Annotated in this window: 14 protein-coding genes; 9 read left to right on the forward strand and 5 right to left on the reverse strand. The window is 71.6% G+C overall.

The window, feature by feature from the left end:
- From KUM03_RS38755 to glgB, 3 genes are all read left to right on the forward strand, one after another.
- Positions 1–469, forward strand: a 469-nt coding sequence (locus KUM03_RS38755) for an alpha-glucosidase C-terminal domain-containing protein (protein ID WP_254400320.1), incomplete at its 5' end; no start/stop codon positions are given.
- Between the two features lie 98 nt (positions 470–567).
- Positions 568–1,968: a phosphotransferase gene (locus KUM03_RS34330; protein WP_217254487.1), complete on the forward strand. Its 1,401-nt coding sequence runs from the start codon at positions 568–570 to the stop codon at positions 1,966–1,968.
- A gap of 66 nt (positions 1,969–2,034) precedes the next feature.
- A complete protein-coding gene (gene glgB, locus KUM03_RS34335) occupies positions 2,035–4,449 on the forward strand; it encodes a 1,4-alpha-glucan branching enzyme (RefSeq protein WP_217254488.1) in 2,415 nt (804 codons plus the stop codon).
- Positions 4,450–4,461: 12 nt separating this feature from the next.
- On the opposite strand, the gene KUM03_RS34340 is transcribed toward glgB, so the two are convergent.
- From KUM03_RS34340 to KUM03_RS34355, 4 genes are all read right to left on the reverse strand, one after another.
- Positions 4,462–6,726, reverse strand: a complete 2,265-nt coding sequence (locus KUM03_RS34340; RefSeq protein ID WP_217254489.1) for an AAA family ATPase — start codon at positions 6,724–6,726, stop codon at positions 4,462–4,464.
- A gap of 128 nt (positions 6,727–6,854) precedes the next feature.
- Entirely contained in the window at positions 6,855–7,169 is a 315-nt protein-coding gene (locus KUM03_RS34345; RefSeq protein WP_217254562.1) for a co-chaperone YbbN, read from the reverse strand.
- A 14-nt stretch (positions 7,170–7,183) separates the two neighbouring features.
- Positions 7,184–7,582, reverse strand: a complete 399-nt coding sequence (locus KUM03_RS34350; RefSeq protein WP_073724024.1) for a MerR family transcriptional regulator — start codon at positions 7,580–7,582, stop codon at positions 7,184–7,186.
- A 131-nt stretch (positions 7,583–7,713) separates the two neighbouring features.
- Complete coding sequence (locus KUM03_RS34355; protein WP_217254490.1) at positions 7,714–9,111, reverse strand: cation:dicarboxylate symporter family transporter; 1,398 nt, start codon at positions 9,109–9,111, stop codon at positions 7,714–7,716.
- Between the two features lie 154 nt (positions 9,112–9,265).
- On the opposite strand from KUM03_RS34355, the gene KUM03_RS34360 reads away from it, so the two are divergent.
- The 6 genes from KUM03_RS34360 to KUM03_RS34385 all read left to right on the forward strand — a co-directional run bounded on the left by KUM03_RS34360 (position 9,266) and on the right by KUM03_RS34385 (position 15,740).
- Positions 9,266–10,942 carry a sensor histidine kinase gene (locus KUM03_RS34360; RefSeq protein ID WP_217254491.1) on the forward strand — a complete coding sequence of 559 codons (1,677 nt, stop codon included), beginning with the start codon at positions 9,266–9,268 and terminating at the stop codon, positions 10,940–10,942.
- The gene (locus KUM03_RS34365; RefSeq protein ID WP_217254492.1) at positions 10,939–11,643 is read left to right on the forward strand and encodes a response regulator; all 705 of its coding nucleotides are present in this window, start codon (positions 10,939–10,941) and stop codon (positions 11,641–11,643) included. The genes KUM03_RS34360 and KUM03_RS34365 overlap by 4 nt, the downstream gene beginning before the upstream one ends.
- A 106-nt stretch (positions 11,644–11,749) precedes the next feature.
- Positions 11,750–13,129, forward strand: a complete 1,380-nt coding sequence (locus KUM03_RS34370; protein ID WP_217254493.1) for an extracellular solute-binding protein — start codon at positions 11,750–11,752, stop codon at positions 13,127–13,129.
- A complete protein-coding gene (locus KUM03_RS34375; protein ID WP_217254494.1) occupies positions 13,126–14,070 on the forward strand; it encodes a carbohydrate ABC transporter permease in 945 nt (314 codons plus the stop codon). Before KUM03_RS34370 ends, KUM03_RS34375 begins: the two co-directional genes overlap by 4 nt.
- A gap of 1 nt (position 14,071) precedes the next feature.
- A complete protein-coding gene (locus KUM03_RS34380; protein WP_217254495.1) occupies positions 14,072–14,935 on the forward strand; it encodes a carbohydrate ABC transporter permease in 864 nt (287 codons plus the stop codon).
- 91 nt (positions 14,936–15,026) lie between these two features.
- Positions 15,027–15,740 carry a helix-turn-helix transcriptional regulator gene (locus KUM03_RS34385; RefSeq protein WP_217254496.1) on the forward strand — a complete coding sequence of 238 codons (714 nt, stop codon included), beginning with the start codon at positions 15,027–15,029 and terminating at the stop codon, positions 15,738–15,740.
- 17 nt (positions 15,741–15,757) lie between these two features.
- Here KUM03_RS34385 and KUM03_RS34390 read toward each other — a convergent pair whose 3' ends face one another.
- The gene (locus tag KUM03_RS34390; RefSeq protein WP_073724068.1) at positions 15,758–16,783 is read right to left on the reverse strand and encodes an ATP-dependent 6-phosphofructokinase; all 1,026 of its coding nucleotides are present in this window, start codon (positions 16,781–16,783) and stop codon (positions 15,758–15,760) included.
- Positions 16,784–16,857 lie beyond the last annotated feature (74 nt).

Below are 16,857 nucleotides of genomic sequence, written 5' to 3' on the forward strand. Positions count from 1 at the left end.
GGTGCGGACCCCGATGCAGTGGACGCCCGACCGCAACGCCGGCTTCTCGTCGTGCGACCCCGGCCGCCTGTTCCTGCCGACGATCATGGACCCGGTCCACGGCTACCAGGTGACGAACGTCGAGGCGTCCATGGCCTCGCCGTCCTCCCTGCTGCACTGGACCCGCCGCGTGATCGAGATCCGCAAGCAGAACCCCGCCTTCGGCCTCGGCACCTACACCGAACTGCCCTCCTCCAACCCGGCGGTCCTCGCGTTCCTGCGGGAGTACGAGGACGACCTGGTGCTGTGCGTGCACAACTTCTCCCGGTTCGCGCAGCCCACCGAGCTGGACCTGAGCGCCTTCGAGGGGCGCCATCCGGTCGAGCTGTCCGGCGGGGTCCGCTTCCCGGCCGTCGGCGAGCTGCCGTACCTGCTGACCCTCGGCGGGCACGGCTTCTACTGGTTCCGGCTCCGCAAGGACGCCGTCTAGGCCACAGGGCCCGATCCCCGGCGCGGGGCGGTTTCCGCCGCCCCGCCCGGGGCACGCATCAGTAACACCCCGACGACCCGGGGAAGGGACGCGACGCCATGTCGGAAGCCGTCACGAGCACCGTCACGAGCACGAGCCCACCGGGCCTCCTTGCGTCACTCGATCCACTCCTGCGGGACTGGCTGCCACGCCGGCGCTGGTTCGCGGGCAAGGGGCGTCCGGTCACCGGGTTCTCACTGGTCGCCGCCACCGACCTGCTCCCGTCCGAGGCCCGCCTCGGCCTCCACCACGTGCTGGTCCGCGCCCACCAGCAGCCCGTCGCGGACCCGGGCGGGCCCGAGGAGCCCGGCGACTGCTACCAGCTCCTCATAGGCACGCGCGAGGCGCTGCCGCCCCGGCTGGCGCCCGCGCTGATCGGGCACGTGACGGAGGGACCGCTGGCCGGCCGCACCGCCTACGACGCCCTGTACGACACCCGGCCCGCCGAGGTGCTCCTGGAGGCGCTGCGCACCAGGGCCCGCATCGGCGGGCTCCGCTTCGAGCGGGAGGGGGAGGCGGAGATACGCACGGGGCTGGTGCCCCGGCTGATGACCGCCGAGCAGTCGAACTCGTCGGTGGTGTATGGAGATACGTTCATTCTGAAGCTGCTGCGCCGGATCGTGCCGGGCGTCAACCCCGATCTGGAGCTGCCCCTGGCGCTGGCCCGCGAGGACTGCCCCCGGGTGCCCGCGCCGGCCGGGTGGATGGTCGCCGACCTGGCCGGCCGGACCTGGGTGCTGGGTGTGCTCCAGCCGTACGTGCAGGGCGCGACGGACGGCTGGGAGCTGGCACTGCGGGAACTGGCGAAGGGCGAGGACTTCGTGGCCGAGGCGCGGGCGCTGGGGCGGGCCACCGCCGAGGTGCACACCGCGCTGGCCCGCGCGCTGCCGACCGTCACCCTCGGCCTCGGTCAGATCCGGCAGCTCGCCGACGGCATGATCGGCCGGCTTGAGGAGGCGGCGCGGGCGGTGCCGCTGCTGCGGCCGTACGCGCCCGCCCTGCGTACGGCGTTCACCGCGCTGGGCGACCTGGCCGCCGACGGCCGCACCTGGACCGCCCAGCGCGTCCACGGCGACCTGCACCTCGGCCAGTGCCTGCGCTCGCCGTCCGGGCAGTGGTCGCTGATCGACTTCGAGGGGGAGCCGGCGAAGCCCCTGGCCGAGCGCCGGATGCCGCAGCCGCCGGTGCGGGACGTCGCCGGGATGCTGCGCTCCTTCGACTACGCCGCGCACTCGGCCGGCGCCCCGGCGCCCGGCTGGGCCGAGTCCTGCCGGGCCGCGTACTGCACCGGGTACGCGGAGGCCGGCGGACACGATCCGCGCACCGACCCGGTGATGCTGCGCGCCTGCGAGACGGACAAGGCGGTCTACGAGGTCCTGTACGAGGCGCGGCACCGTCCCGACTGGCTGACGGTGCCCCTGTCCGCGGTGCGCCGCCTGTCCACGCCCGAACCGGCATGACGGCCACCCCTTGATCCCCCTCTTGATCCCCCCTCTTGATCCCACTGCGCCCAGGAGGCCCCGCCCGTGACCCCCCGCCCCGCGTCCAGCGGTCCCGACCCGGAGAAGACGGCCGCCAAGAAGGCGACCGCGAAGGAGACGACCGGCAAGAAGGCGACGACGAAGAAGGCCGCGGCCAAGAAGACCGCAGCCAAGAAGACGGCAGCCAAGAAGACCGCGGCGAAGAAGGCCGTCGCCAAGAAGGCATCCAGCAAGAAGGCCGTACCCGCCGCCGTCCGTCCCTCCGAGGCCCCCGTCTCCCCCGCCCTGGACGCCGCCGACCGGGAGCGGCTGCTCGCCGGCACGCACCACGACCCGCACTCCGTGCTGGGCGCCCACCCGGTGCCCGGCGGGATCGCCCTGCGGGCCTTCCGGCCGTACGCCCTCGCGGTGAGCGTCCTCTGCGGGGAGCTGCGGGCCGAACTGCACGACGACGGGGACGGGTTCTTCTCGGGCCTGCTGCCGCTGGGCGAGGTCTCGGCCCACCGGCTGCTGGTGACGTACGAGGACACGGCCCAGGAGGCGGAGGACCCGTACCGCTTCCTGCCCACGCTGGGCGACCTGGACCTGCATCTGATCGGCGAGGGCCGGCACGAGCAGCTGTGGCAGGCGCTCGGCGCGCACCCGGCGGTCCACGAGGGCGTGGCGGGCACCCGCTTCACGGTGTGGGCGCCGAACGCGCGCGGGGTGCGGGTGGCCGGCGGCTTCAACTTCTGGGACGGCACCGGTCACCCGATGCGCTCACTGGGCGGCACCGGGGTGTGGGAGCTGTTCCTGCCCGGCATCGGCGCGGGCGAGCTGTACAAGTTCGAGATCACCCGGCCGGACGGCTCGCGCACCTTCCGCGCCGACCCGCTGGCCCGCCGTACCGAGGTGCCGCCGGCCACCTCCTCGGTCGTGCACGCCTCGGACTACACCTGGGGCGACGAGGAGTGGCTGGCCCGGCGGGCGGAGGCGCCCGCGCACGAGGCGCCGATGTCGGTGTACGAGGTCCACCTGCCGTCCTGGCGGCCCGGACTGACGTACCGGGAGCTGGCCGAACAACTCCCCGCGTACGTCGGCGACCTGGGCTTCACGCACGTCGAGCTGATGCCCGTCGCCGAGCACCCCTTCGGCGGCTCCTGGGGCTACCAGGTCACCGGCTTCTATGCGCCGACGGCCCGGCTAGGCGACCCGGACGACTTCAAGTACCTGGTCGACCGGCTCCACCAGGCCGGCATCGGCGTCCTGATGGACTGGGTGCCGGCGCACTTCCCGCGCGACGACTGGGCGCTGGCCGAGTTCGACGGGCGGCCGCTGTACGAGCACGCCGATCCGCTGCGGGCGGCGCACCCGGACTGGGGGACGCTGGAGTTCGACTTCGGGCGCCGGGAGGTGCGCAACTTCCTGGTCGCCAACGCCGTGTACTGGTGCGAGGAGTTCCACCTCGACGGGCTGCGGGTCGACGCGGTCGCCTCGATGCTCTACCTGGACTACTCGCGCGAGCCGGGCCGGTGGACGCCGAACGAGCACGGCGGCCGGGAGAACCTGGACGCGGTGGCGTTCCTCCAGGAGATGAACGCGACGGTGTACCGGCGGGTGCCGGGCGTGGTGACGGTCGCGGAGGAGTCGACGGCCTGGGACGGGGTCACGCGGGCCACCCACCACAAGGGGCCGAGCGGGTTCGGCGGGCTCGGGTTCGGGCTGAAGTGGAACATGGGCTGGATGCACGACTCGCTCCAGTACCTGAGCCACGAGCCGGTGCACCGCAAGTACCACCACGGGGAGATGACCTTCTCCATGGTGTACGCGTACAGCGAGAACTACGTGCTGCCGATATCGCACGACGAGGTGGTGCACGGGAAGAGGTCGCTGGTGTCGAAGATGCCGGGCGACTGGTGGCAGCAGCGGGCCGATGTGCGGGCGTACCTGGGCTTCATGTGGGCCCACCCCGGCAAGCAGTTGCTCTTCATGGGGCAGGAGTTCGCGCAGGGCGCGGAGTGGTCCGAGGCGCGCGGGCCCGACTGGTGGCTGCTCGACCCGGAGTACGGGGCGGCGGCGGACCACCGGGGCGTACGGGACCTGGTCCGCGACCTGAACGCCGCCTACCGGGCCACGCCCGCCCTGTGGCGGCTCGACACCCGCCCCGACGGGTTCGCGTGGGTGGTCGGGGACGCCGCCGAGGACAACGTCCTCGCGTTCCTGCGCCTGGACGCCGACGGCACCCCGCTGCTCGCGGTGTCGAACCTCGCCCCGGTCGTGCGGCACGACTACCGCCTCGGCGTCCCGGACGACGTGCCCGCCTGGCACGAGGTGCTCAACACGGACGCCGTGCGGTACGGCGGCGGTGGCGTGGGCAGTCCCGATCCGGTCAAGCCGGAGGCGCGGGGGTGGCACGGCCGGGCGGCGAGCGTCCGCCTGACCCTGCCGCCCCTCGCGACGGTGTGGCTGCGTCCGGCCTGAGGGTCCTCGGGCCTAAGCGTCCACCAGCCCCTTCGGCAGCGGCTCGGTGTGCAGGACGCCGAGTCGCTGGGTGGCCCGGGTGAGGGCCACGTACAGGTCGCTGGTGCCGTAGCGGCCGGGCTCGACGACCAGGACGGAGTCGAACTCCAGGCCCTTGGCCTGGCGCGGGTCGAGCAGGACGACCGTGTGGGTCAGGTCGGGCTCGGCGCCCGCCGTGACGCCGTCCAGCCGGGCGGCGAGGGCCCGGTGCAGGTCGCGCGGGGCGATGACGGCGAGGCGGCCCTCCTCGGGGGTCAGTTCGCGGGCGGCGTCGGCGACGGCGGCCGGCAGGTCGTCGGTGGCGCGGATCCAGGGGCGTACGCCCGTGGACCGGACCGAACTCGGCGGTGCGAAGGCCGGGTCCTCGGCCCGGACGACCGCCGCCGCCACGTCCATGATCTCGGCCGGGGTGCGGTAGTTGACGCCCAGGCGGGTGTGTTCCCAGCGGTCCTCGACGTAGGGGGCGAGGATCTTCGACCAGGAGCCGACGCCGGCCGCCTCGGCGGTCTGCGCCGGGTCGCCGACCAGGGTCATCGAGCGGGTGGGGCAGCGGCGCATCAGCAGCCGCCAGGCCATCGGGGACAGCTCCTGCGCCTCGTCCACGATGATGTGCCCGAAGGCCCAGGTGCGGTCGGCCGCGGCGCGTTCGGCGGCGCTGCGGTGGTCCTCCGCCTCCTGGCGTTCGGCGAACCGCTCGGCGTCGATGATGTCGTGGGCGAGCAGGACCTCGGCGTCCTCCTCGTCCTTGTCCTCGAACTCGTAGGTCCGGGAGGCGTACGACACGTCCAGCACGCCCTGCGCGTAGGCGATCTGCGCCTCCCGCTCGCGTTCGGCGCGGGTGCGGGCGACCCGGTCGTCCACGCCGAGGAGTTCGGCGGCCTCGTCCAGCAGGGGCACGTCGGCGACGGTCCAGTGCCGGGTGACCGGACGGCGGACGGCGGCGGCGTCCTCGGCGGGGAGGAAGGGCTCGGGGGCGGCGAGGAAGTCGGCGACCAGGCGCTGGGGGGTGAGGCGGGGCCAGAGCTGGTCGACGGCGGACCAGACCTCGGGGTTCTCGGCGAGTTCGTCGCGGATCTGGGTGATGTCGCTCGCGTCGAGGAGGCTGGAGCCGTCGAAGGGGTCGGTGCCGATGCGCTCGGCGTACAGCTCGGTCAGCGTGTTGAGGATGTGCCCCTCGAAGTGCTCGCGGGCGGCGTTGTGCGGCAGCTTCGCGGCGCGGGTGCGTTCGCGGGCAACGCCGACGAGGCCGTCGTCCAGCATCAGGACCTCGCGGTCGTGCTCGATCGTGATCACCGGGTCGGGCAGCGCCTGCCGGTCGCGGACCACCTCGGCGAGTACGTCGGCCATGCCGGCGCGGCCCTTCACCGCCGCCGCCTCGGGGGTGTCCGTCGCGGTGGCCTTCACGCCGGGGAACAGTTCGCCGACGGTGGCGAGGAGCACGCCGGTCTCGCCCAGGGAGGGCAGCACCTCGCCGATGTAGCCGAGGAAGGCCGGGTTGGGGCCGACGATGAGGACGGCGCGCTTGGCGAGCAGTTCGCGGTGTTCGTAGAGGAGGTAGGCGGCGCGGTGCAGGGCGACGGCGGTCTTGCCGGTGCCGGGGCCGCCCTCGGCGACCAGGACGCCGCGGTGCGGGGCGCGGATGATGCGGTCCTGGTCGGCCTGGATGGTCTGCACGATGTCGCCCATGCGGCCGGTGCGCGCCGAGTTCAGCGCGGCCAGCAGCACGGCGTCGCCCGACGGGTCCTCGTGGCCGGTGCGGGTCTCGTCGCCGACGTCGAGGAACTCGTCGTGCAGGGCGGTGACCCGGCGGCCCTCGCTCGCGATGTGCCGGCGGCGGCGCAGACCCATCGGGGTGTGGCCGGTGGCCAGGTAGAAGGGGCGGGCGACGTCGGCCCGCCAGTCGATGAGGACCGGGGTGCGTTCGGCGTCGTCGGCGCGCAGGCCGATGCGGCCGATGTGGTGGCCGGTGCCGGAGGTGAGGTCGATCCGGCCGAAGCAGAGGGAGCCGTCCACCGCGTTGAGCGCGGCGAGCAGCCCGGAGCGCTCGGCGACCAGGATGTCCCGCTCCAGCCTGGCCTGCTGGGGGGTGTTGCCCTGCGCGAGCGCCTCGGTGACCGATACCTCGGCGTCGCCGCGCAGCGCGTCCACACGCGCGTACAGCCCGTCGATGAATTCCTGCTCGTGCCGCAATTCATCGTCCGGAAATTCGGTGTTTGACAATTCCACTCCCGGCCGCATATACTGTGCCTACTGAACTTCTTCGTGACCTCTTTCTCTTGAAGTCACGAATCATCGAATATACGCAGAGAAATCCCCCGAGCGCAATTGCCCGGGGGATTTCTTGTGTGGTGATCCGGTCAGTCAGATCAGATCACGTCGGCCAGCTCCTCCAGCAGCCGCCGCTTGGGGCGCGCGCCCACCATCGACTTCACCGGCTCAGCCCCGCGGAAGACCATGAACGTCGGCATCGACAGCACCTTGTAGGCGTTGGTGGTCGCCGGGTTCCGGTCGACGTTCAGCTGCACCACTTTCAGCCGGCCGGCCTGCTCGGCGGCCACGGCGGCGAGCACCGGGGCCATCTGCCGGCACGGCGGGCACCAGTCCGCCGTGAACTCCACCAGCACCGGCAGCTCGCTTCCCAGCACCTCCTCGCCGAACTCCGCGTCCGTCACCTCCGGCACCCCGGTGACTGTCGTCATGCGTGTCCTCCCAGTTCGCACTTGGGCTCCGGACCCCCCGGAACCGCCGCCTCGGCCCGCGCGAGCTGCGCGCCCACCTGCGCCCGCACCGACGTCAGCTGCTCGATCAGCGTGTCCAGCTCAGCCAGCTTGCGCCGGTAGACCACGAGGGACGCCGGGCAGGAGTCGCCCTCGGGGTGCCCGGCGCGCAGGCACTCCACGAACGGGCGGGTCTCCTCCAGGTCGAACCCGAAGTCCTGGAGCGTCCTGATCTGCCGCAGCAGCTTCAGGTCGTCCTCGTCGTAGGTCCGGTAGCCGTTCTCGCCCCGCCGCGCGGGCAGCAGGCCCCGCGACTCGTAGTACCGCAGCGTCCGCGTCGTGGTCCCGGCGCGTGCGGCCAGCTCGCCGATTCGCATGCGGACGAACGTAAGCCTTGACGCGGGCGTCAAGGCAAGAAGCCCCGCGCCGGGGGCGCGGGGCTTCTTCGGGGGACCGGGCGGCTGAGCAACGGGGGGAGCACCTCAGCCGCCCGGGGTGTGCGGCGCGGTCAGGCCCGCGCCAGCTCCTTCTCGCCGCCCTGTTCGGGCAGGTCGGGCGCGTCACCGGCGTCGTCGTCGGCGCCGTGGTCGTCGTCCAGCAGGGTCTTCTCGTCGAACGGAATCCGGCCGGCGAGCACCTCGTTCACCCGGACCTTGTCGATCTCCTTGGTCCAGGTGCCGATCAGGACGGTGGCGACGGCGTTGCCGCCGAAGTTGGTCAGGGCGCGGGCCTCGCTCATGAAGCGGTCGATGCCGACGATCAGGCCGATGCCGTCCACCAGGGCGGGCTTGTGCGAGGACAGACCACCGGCCAGCGTGGCCAGACCGGCGCCGGAGACACCGGCCGCGCCCTTCGAGGCGACCAGCAGGAAGAGCAGCAGCGGGATCTGCTCGCCGATCGACATCGGCGTGCCCATGGCGTCGGCGATGAACAGCGAGGCCATGGTCATGTAGATCATGGTGCCGTCGAGGTTGAAGGAGTAGCCGGTCGGGACGGTGATGCCGACCACCGGCTTGCTGATGCCCAGGTGCTCCATCTTCGCGATGAGGCGCGGCAGCGCCGACTCCGATGAGGAGGTGGACAGGATCAGCAGGAACTCGCGGCCCAGGTACTTGAAGAGCGAGAAGACGTTGACGCCGGCGATGACGCGCAGCAGCGTGCCCAGCACCACGAAGAGGAAGAGGACGCAGGTCACGTAGAAGCCGAGCATCAGGACGGCCAGGCTCTTGAGGGCGTCGACGCCGGCCGAGCCGGTGACGGCGGCGATGGCACCGAAGGCGCCGACCGGAGCGGCCCACATGATCATCGCCAGGACGCGGAAGACCAGCCGCTGGATGTGCTCGATGCCGCGCAGCACCGGCTGCCCGGCGTTGCCCATGGCCTGCAGGGCGAAGCCGCACAGCAGGGCGATCAGCAGGGTCTGCAGGACTTCGCCCGAGGTGAACGCCGACACGATCGTGGTCGGGATGATGCCCATCAGGAAGTCGACGGTGCCCTTGGCCTCCGCGTCGACCTGCGCCTGACCGGTCTCCTTGACGGCGTCGGTCACCGCGAGGCCGGTGCCCGGGTCGAGGATGTTGCCGACGACCAGGCCGATGGCGAGCGCCACCAGCGACATCACCAGGAAGTAGCCCAGCGCGATACCGCCGACCGCGCCGACCTTGGCGGCCTTGCGGACGGAGCCGATGCCCAGCACGATCGTGCAGAAGATGATCGGCGAGATCATCATCTTGATCAGGTTCACGAAGCCGGTGCCGAGCGGCTTCAGCTCCGTCGCGAAGTCGGGCGCGATCAGACCGACGGCGATACCGAGGGCGACCGCGATGATCACCGCGATGTAGAGGTAGTGGGTGCGGTCCCGCTTGGCTTTGGGTGCGGCTGGTGCCGTAGCGGCGTTGCTGGTCACGGCGGCCCTCCTTGACGACGTCGTCGGCATCACCGGCGTGCGGCTCACGTCCGGGCGGTTGTTTCGGGGATGCGGCGACTATCTCCCGCGCTGTGAGCGCGGTCACCCTTGCGTTCATTTAGTTCACAATCCAGCCAGGAGGGAGACTTGCGGCATGCACCTCCGCGTCCCGAGACCCCGTAGCCTGGCCGGTCAGCTGTTCGCCATGCAGGCCGTGCTGATAGCGGTCGTCGTGGCCGGGTACGCGCTGTTCACCTACATCAGCGACCGGGGGCAGGCGCAGGACGCGGCCGGGCGGCAGGCCAGGGCGGTGACCCTGGCGATAGCCGACTCGCCGTCCGTGCTGGAGGCCATCCGCTCCCCCGATCCGACGGCGCGGCTCCAGCCGTACGCGGTGCGGGTCATGCGGGACACCGACGTGGACTTCGTGACGATCATGAACCCGGAGGGCATCCGCTGGACCCACCCGGACCCGAAGCAAATCGGCCATCCCTTCCGCGGGCACATCGAGCGCGCGCAGCGGGGCCAGACCTTCACCGAGACCTATACGGGCACGCTCGGGCCGTCGGTGCGGGCGGTGACGCCGGTGCTGGACGACGACGGGCGGGTGGTCGGACTGGTCAGCGCCGGGATCAAGGTCGAGGAGATCAGCAAGCGGGCACAGGAGCAGCTCACGGCGCTGCTCGGGGTGGCGGCCGGCGCGCTGCTGCTCGGCGCGGTCGGCACGTACGTGATCAACGCGCGGCTGCGCCGGCACACGCACGGGATGAACGCGGACGAGCTGAGCCGGATGCACGACTACCATCAGGCGGCGCTGCACGCGGTGCGGGAGGGTCTGCTGATGCTGGACGGGCAGTACCGTGTCGCGTTGATCAACGACGGCGGACGGGAGCTGCTGGGCGTGACCGGTGACGTGGTGGGCGCCTCCGTCGCGGACCTGGGGCTGCCGGCGCAGCTGACGGGGGCGCTGCTGGCCTCCGAGCCTCGGGTGGACGAGGTGCACCTGACCGACCGGCGGGTGCTGGTGGTGAACACCTCCCCGGTCTCCGGTGGCGAGCACCGGGGCACGGTGGTGACACTGCGGGACGTGACCGAGCTGCAGTCGCTGATGGGCGAGCTGAACTCGGAGCGCGGCTTCACGCAGGCACTGCGCTCGCAGGCGCACGAAGCGGCGAACCGGCTGCACACGGTCGTCTCGCTGATCGAGCTGGGGCGGGCGGAGGAGGCCGTGGACTTCGCGACGGCCGAACTGGAACTGGCGCAGGCACTGACCGACCAGGTGGTGGCGGCGGTGAGCGAGCCGGTGCTGGCCGCGCTGCTGCTGGGCAAGACGGCGCAGGCCAACGAGCGGGGAGTGGAGCTGGTGGTGTCGCACGACAGCCGACTGGACGACGGACTGCTGCCGCCGTCCCTGCCCGCCCGGGACCTGGTGACGATCCTGGGCAACCTGGTCGACAACGCGGTGGACGCGGCGCAGGGCCGGGTTCCGTCGCGGGTGACGGTGGCGGCGTACACGGAGGCGGCCGGGGGCGGCGGCGGTTCCGAGCTGGTGTTGCGCGTGTCGGACACCGGCGCCGGGGTCGATCCCGCCCATGCCGACCTGGTCTTCCAGCGGGGTTTCTCGACGAAGCCGGCCGGTGAGGGCGGCCGGGGCCTCGGGCTGGCGCTGGTCAGTCAGGCGGTGCAGCGGCACGGCGGCACCCTGACGGTGACGGAGGCGGACGGCGGCGGCGCCCGTTTCGAGGCGCGGCTGCCGCTGGGCGACCCCGGGGGCCGCGCGCCGGCGCCGGACGCCCTGGCGGGCAGACACGAGCCCGGGGGTGCCGTATGAGCAGTACCGCCGAGCAGCCCATCCGGGTCCTGGTCGTCGAGGACGACCCCGTCGCCGCCGACGCGCACGTGATGTACGTGGGCCGGGTGCCGGGGTTCACGGCCGTCGGCAAGGCGCACACCGGGGCCGAGGCCCGGCGCATGCTGGACCGCACGCCGGTGGACCTACTCCTGCTCGACCTGCACCTGCCGGACGTGCACGGGCTGCAGCTGGCCCGTTCGCTGCGGGCGGCCGGGCACCACACCGACGTGATAGCGGTGACGTCGGCGCGGGACCTGACGGTCGTACGGGAAGGGGTGTCGCTGGGCGTCGTGCAGTACGTGCTGAAGCCGTTCACCTTCGCCACCCTGCGCGACCGGCTGGTGCGGTACGCGGAGTTCCGGGGTGCCGCCGGGGAGGCGAGTGGCCAGGACGAGGTGGACCGGGCGCTGGCCAGACTGCGGGCTCCCGGCCCGGCCGCGCTGCCGAAGGGGCTGAGCGGACCGACGCTGGAACGGGTGACGGGCGCACTGCGCGGCTCGGACGAGGGCCTCACGGCGGCCGGGGTCGCGGAGACGGTGGGCATCTCGCGGATCACGGCCCGCCGCTACCTGGAGCACCTGGTGGACTCGGGACGGGCGGGGCGGGCACCGCAGTACGGGCAGGTGGGGCGGCCGGAGTTGGTGTACCGGTGGGTGCGGGAGAGCGAACGGGGCCGTTGAACACGACTTGTCCACCGCACACGCATTGACCTGACTAGACCACTCCTCTTACGTTCGCCGAGCAGCCGTCCCGGCCACAGCGTCGTGCCCGTAGGAGGTCTTGCCCGTGCGTCCTACCGTCCGGTCCGTCCGGTTCACCGCCCTGTTCACCCTCACCGCGCTCGCCTCCACCGCACTCGCCGCCTGCGGCAGCGGCTCCGGCGACGACCCGGACACGGTGAAGGTCTCCTTCAAGCAGTCGACGGACAACTCCATCAAGGTGATGGACACCTATCTCGCCGACATCAAGGAGCAGTTCGAGAAGGCCAACCCGGGGAAGAAGGTCGACCTCGTCCCCATCAAGGCGCCGGACTCGGAGTACTACACCAAGCTCCAGCAGATGCTCCGCTCCCCCAAGACCGCGCCGGACCTGGTCTACGAGGACACCTTCCTCATCAACTCCGACATCACCAGCGGGTATCTGAAGCCCCTCGACGACTACCTGGCGAAGTGGAAGGACTGGGACCAGTTCGTCGACACCGCGAAGGCGGCGGCCAGGGGCGAGGACGGCAAGACGTACGGCGTCCCGGACGGGACGGACACCCGGGGCCTGTGGTTCAGCAAGGACGTGTTCGCCGAGGCCGGGCTGCCCGCCGACTGGCAGCCGAAGACCTGGGACGAGGTCCTCGACGCCGCCCGCACCATCAAGGAGAAGGTCCCCGGCGTCACACCGATCAACGTCTACACCGGCAAGCCCGCCGGTGAGGCCGCCACCATGCAGGGCTTCCAGATGCTGCTGTACGGCACGAACGACGGAACCACGGACCCGCTGTACGACAAGGACAGCAAGAAGTGGATCACGGCGGGGCAGGGGTTCGAGGACTCCCTCGCGTTCGTCGAGACGGTGTACAAGGAGAAGCTCGGCCCGGAGGTCTCCGACGCGCTCGACCCCAACTTCGGGACCAGGGTGCGCGGTGAGCTGCTCCCGCAGGGCAAGCTCGGGATCGCGCTGGACGGCTCCTGGCTGCCGCAGGACTGGCTGGAGGGCAGCGGACACGAGTGGCCCGAGTGGTCGAAGGAGCTGGGGCTCGCCGCCATGCCCACGCAGCACGGGCAGGCGCCGGGCAAGGTGAGCATGTCCGGCGGGTGGGCCTGGTCGATCCCGGCCAAGGCGAGCAACCCGGACCTGGCCTTCGAGTTCATCAAGACGATGCAGACCAAGGCCAACGCCCAGAAGTGGTACGTCGCCAACTCCGGCATCGCGGTCCGCGAGGACGTGGCGAACGATCCCGCGTACGTCGAGGCGCAGCCCGGCATCAAGTTCTTCACCGACCTCGTCGAGGTCACCCACTACCGGCCCGCCTACCCGGCGTACCCGAAGGTGTCCGTCGCCATCCAGGAGGCGATGGAGGGCGTGACGACCGGTGACATGTCGGTCGAGGAGGCGGCGCGCGGATACGACGAGGCGCTCAGGGAGGCGACCGACAACCAGGTGGTGAGCAAGTGACGGCGACCGCGCCGCAGCACGCGGGGCCGGGGGTGCGGAAGGAACCGGCGTCCCCGGCCGCCTCCGGGGGGCGGACCGGCACCGTGCGCCGGTCCCTGTTCCGGGTCCTGCCCGTCTCCCCCGCCGTCGTCCTGCTGCTGCTCTTCCTCGCCGGCCCCATCGGCTACTGCGTGGTCATCGCCTTCACCGACCTCCAGCTCACCGGGCAGGCCGAGTCGTCCTTCGTCGGCTTCGAGAACTTCACCCGCGCCTTCCAGGACGAGGCGTTCCTCAACGCCGTGTGGCTGACCCTGGTGTTCACGGTGCTGTCGTCGCTGATCGGGCAGAACACCCTGGGCCTGGCACTGGCCTCGCTGATGCAGCGGGCCTCCAAGCCGGTCCGTACGCTCACCGGCGGCATCGTCGTCACGGCGTGGGTGCTGCCGGAGGTGGTGGCGGGCTTCCTGCTGTACGCCTTCTTCCGCCGCGAGGGCACCCTCAACGCCATCCTGGACTGGCTGCATCTGCCGTCCCAGAACTGGCTGTTCACGCTGCCGATCCTGGCGGTGTCCTTCGCCAACGTGTGGCGGGGCACCGCCTTCTCCATGCTGGTGTACTCGGCCGCCCTGAACGAGATCCCCAAGGAGGTCACCGAGGCCGCCGAGGTGGACGGGGCGAGCGGCTGGCGCCGGATGTGGCACATCACGCTGCCGATGATCCGGCGTTCCATCGGCACCAACCTCATGCTGAACACGCTGCAGACCCTGTCGGTCTTCGGGCTGATCTGGGTGATGACGCGCGGCGGCCCGAGCGGCAGGAGCCAGACGCTGCCGCTGTTCATGTACGAGCAGGCCTTCCAGAACAGTCTGATCGGGTACGGCACGGCGGTGGCGCTGCTGCTGTTGCTGATCGGCTCGCTGTTCTCGGTCGTGTACCTGCGCCTGCTGCGGACGGAGGTCTGAGATGGCGTCCACGGTCGCGCCCCGCCGCACTCCCGCTTCGGCCGCCCGGCGGGGCAGGCGCCGGCTGGCCGCCGACGCCGGTCTGCTGGCGGCCGCCGCCGCCTTCGTGCTGCCGCTGGCCTGGGTGGTGCTGTCCGCCCTGGACCCGCACGCGAGCCTCAGGGTGAAGGTCCCCGACGGGGTGACGCTGGACAACTTCGACGCGATCCTCACCCCGGAGATCACCTTCACGCCGCTGCTGAACAGTCTGGTCCTGTGCGGCGGCGCGACGGCGCTGACGGTGGCGTGCGCGGCGCTGGCGGCGTATCCGCTCTCCCGTTTCCGGTCCCGGCTGAACCGGCCGTTCCTGCTGACGATCCTGTTCGCGACCAGCCTGCCGATCACAGCGATCATGGTGCCGGTCTACGCCCTGTTCGTGCGGGTGAACCTGATCGACACCATGCAGGGGACGATCTTCTTCTTCGCCGCCTCCCAGCTCCCGTTCGCCATCTGGCTGATGAAGAACTTCATGGACGGCGTGCCCAAGGAACTGGAGGAGGCGGCGTGGACCGACGGGGCGTCGTCGTTCCAGTCGCTGCTGCGGATCGTGCTGCCACTGATGGGGCCGGGCGTGGCGGTGGTGACCGTCTTCTCGTTCGTGATGATGTGGGGGAACTTCTTCGTCCCGTTCATGCTGCTGCTCACCCCGGACCAGATGCCGGCCTCGGTGAGCATCAACGACTTCTTCGGCAACCGGGGCATGGTGGCGTACGGGCAGCTCGCGGCGTTCTCGATCGTGTACTCGACGCCGGTGATCCTGCTGTACGTGCTGATCTCGCGGCGGCTGGGCGGGGGGTTCGCACTGGGCGGGGCGGTCAAGGGGTGAGGGCGCGGGGGCCCCGCGTGCGCCCGTACCTTCCTACAATCCGTATCGCTGGCTGAACAGCCCGTAGTCAAGGTCCGCCGGGACCCCTACGGTGTGGCGCGTGCGCCGACCCTCACCTCACCCGAACCAGTCGGGTCCCCCCTTCAACGCCCTCGCCGCCCGCCGGCTGCGTGCCGCCCTCAACATGGGGCCCGAGCACGTCGCCCACGGCATGCGGGTGTCGTACGGACTGCCGTACGTCACCCCCGACCACGTCATCGCCTGGGAGCGCGGAGTCGCCTCCCCCGCGGCTTCCGAGCTCACCGCGCTCGCCGGGGTGCTGTGGTGCTCGCCCGGCGACCTGATAGGCCGACCGCAGACGCTGCGCGAACACCGCGTCGCGCGCGGTCTGGCGCCGGAGGACGTGGCCCGTGCCGCCGGGGTCGCGCTCGCGGCCTACCTGCGGATGGAGGAGACGGACGCCTGGCGCGGCACCGACCGCCAGTCGGCCGCGCTCGCCCACGTGCTGGACCTCGCGCTGCCCGACTTCGTGACCGTCACGGGGCGCGAGGAGAAGCTCGCCGAGCTGCTGAGCAGTGCCGTCACCACCCGCTGGCAGGGGTACGTGCGGCCGGTCGGCAAGATCGCGCCGCTGGACCGGCGGGTCCTGGAGAACGTCCTCCAGGTGCTGCACCAGGACTACCAGGGGCACATGACCGCCACCCTCAGCTGGGGCGGCGGCGGTCCCGACTCCAGCGCGGCGGGCCGGGACTTCCTGGACCGGATCGTGGAGCACTTCTGGGCGGCGGTCGAGAAGCACCCGTGACCCGCGGCCCGGAGTGTCTAGAAGACCGACTCGGCCTCGTCCATCCGGTCCTTCGGCACCGTCTTCAGCTCGGTGACCGCCTCCGCCAGCGGCACCATGACGACGTCCGTGCCGCGCAGCGCGGTCATGCGGCCGAACTCGCCCTGGTGCGCGGCCTCCACCGCGTGCCAGCCGAAGCGGGTGGCGAGGACCCGGTCGTACGCGGTGGGCACACCGCCGCGCTGGACGTGGCCGAGGATGACCGGCTTGGCCTCCTTGCCGAGCCGGCGCTCCAGCTCGTAGGCGAGCGCGGTGCCGATGCCCTGGAAGCGCTCGTGGCCGAACTTGTCGATGGCGCCCTTGCCGTAGTCCATGGAGCCCTCGACGGGGTGGGCTCCCTCGGCGACGCAGACCACGGCGAACTTCTTGCCGCGGGAGAACCGCTCCTCGACCATCTTGACCAGGTCGGCCGGGTCGAAGGGGCGCTCGGGCAGGCAGATGCCGTGGGCGCCGGCGGCCATGCCGGACTCCAGGGCGATCCAGCCCGCGTGGCGGCCCATGACCTCGACGACCATCACGCGCTGGTGGGACTCGGCGGTGGTCTTGAGGCGGTCCATCGCCTCGGTGGCGACGCCGACCGCCGTGTCGAAGCCGAAGGTGCGGTCGGTGGAGGAGATGTCGTTGTCGATGGTCTTCGGCACGCCGACCACCGGGAGACCGGCGTCGGACAGCATCCGGGCGGCCGTGAGGGTGCCCTCGCCGCCGATCGGGATGAGCGCGTCGATGCCGAAGCTCTGGATCATGTCGCCGGCGTTCTCGCAGGCCTCGCGGAGCCGGTCGCGCTCCAGGCGGGAGGAGCCGAGGATGGTGCCGCCGCGGGCCAGGATGCCGCTGACCGCGTTGAGGTCGAGGGCGCGGTAGCGGCCGTCGAGCAGGCCCGCGTAGCCGTCCTCGAAGCCGATGACCTCGTCGCCGTAGTTGTCGACCGCTCGGTGCACGACCGACCGGATCACTGCGTTCAGGCCGGGGCAGTCGCCGCCTGCGGTGAGTACGCCGATACGCATCGTGCTGTGTCTCCTGCTCGCTGTTGACACCGGTGAGCCGATCCAATTGTTTCACGGTCCGGGCACGGGCGGGC

The organism is Streptomyces sp. AC602_WCS936 (genome assembly GCF_019049125.1).
In the GTDB taxonomy this organism is placed as follows: Bacteria; Actinomycetota; Actinomycetes; order Streptomycetales; family Streptomycetaceae; genus Streptomyces.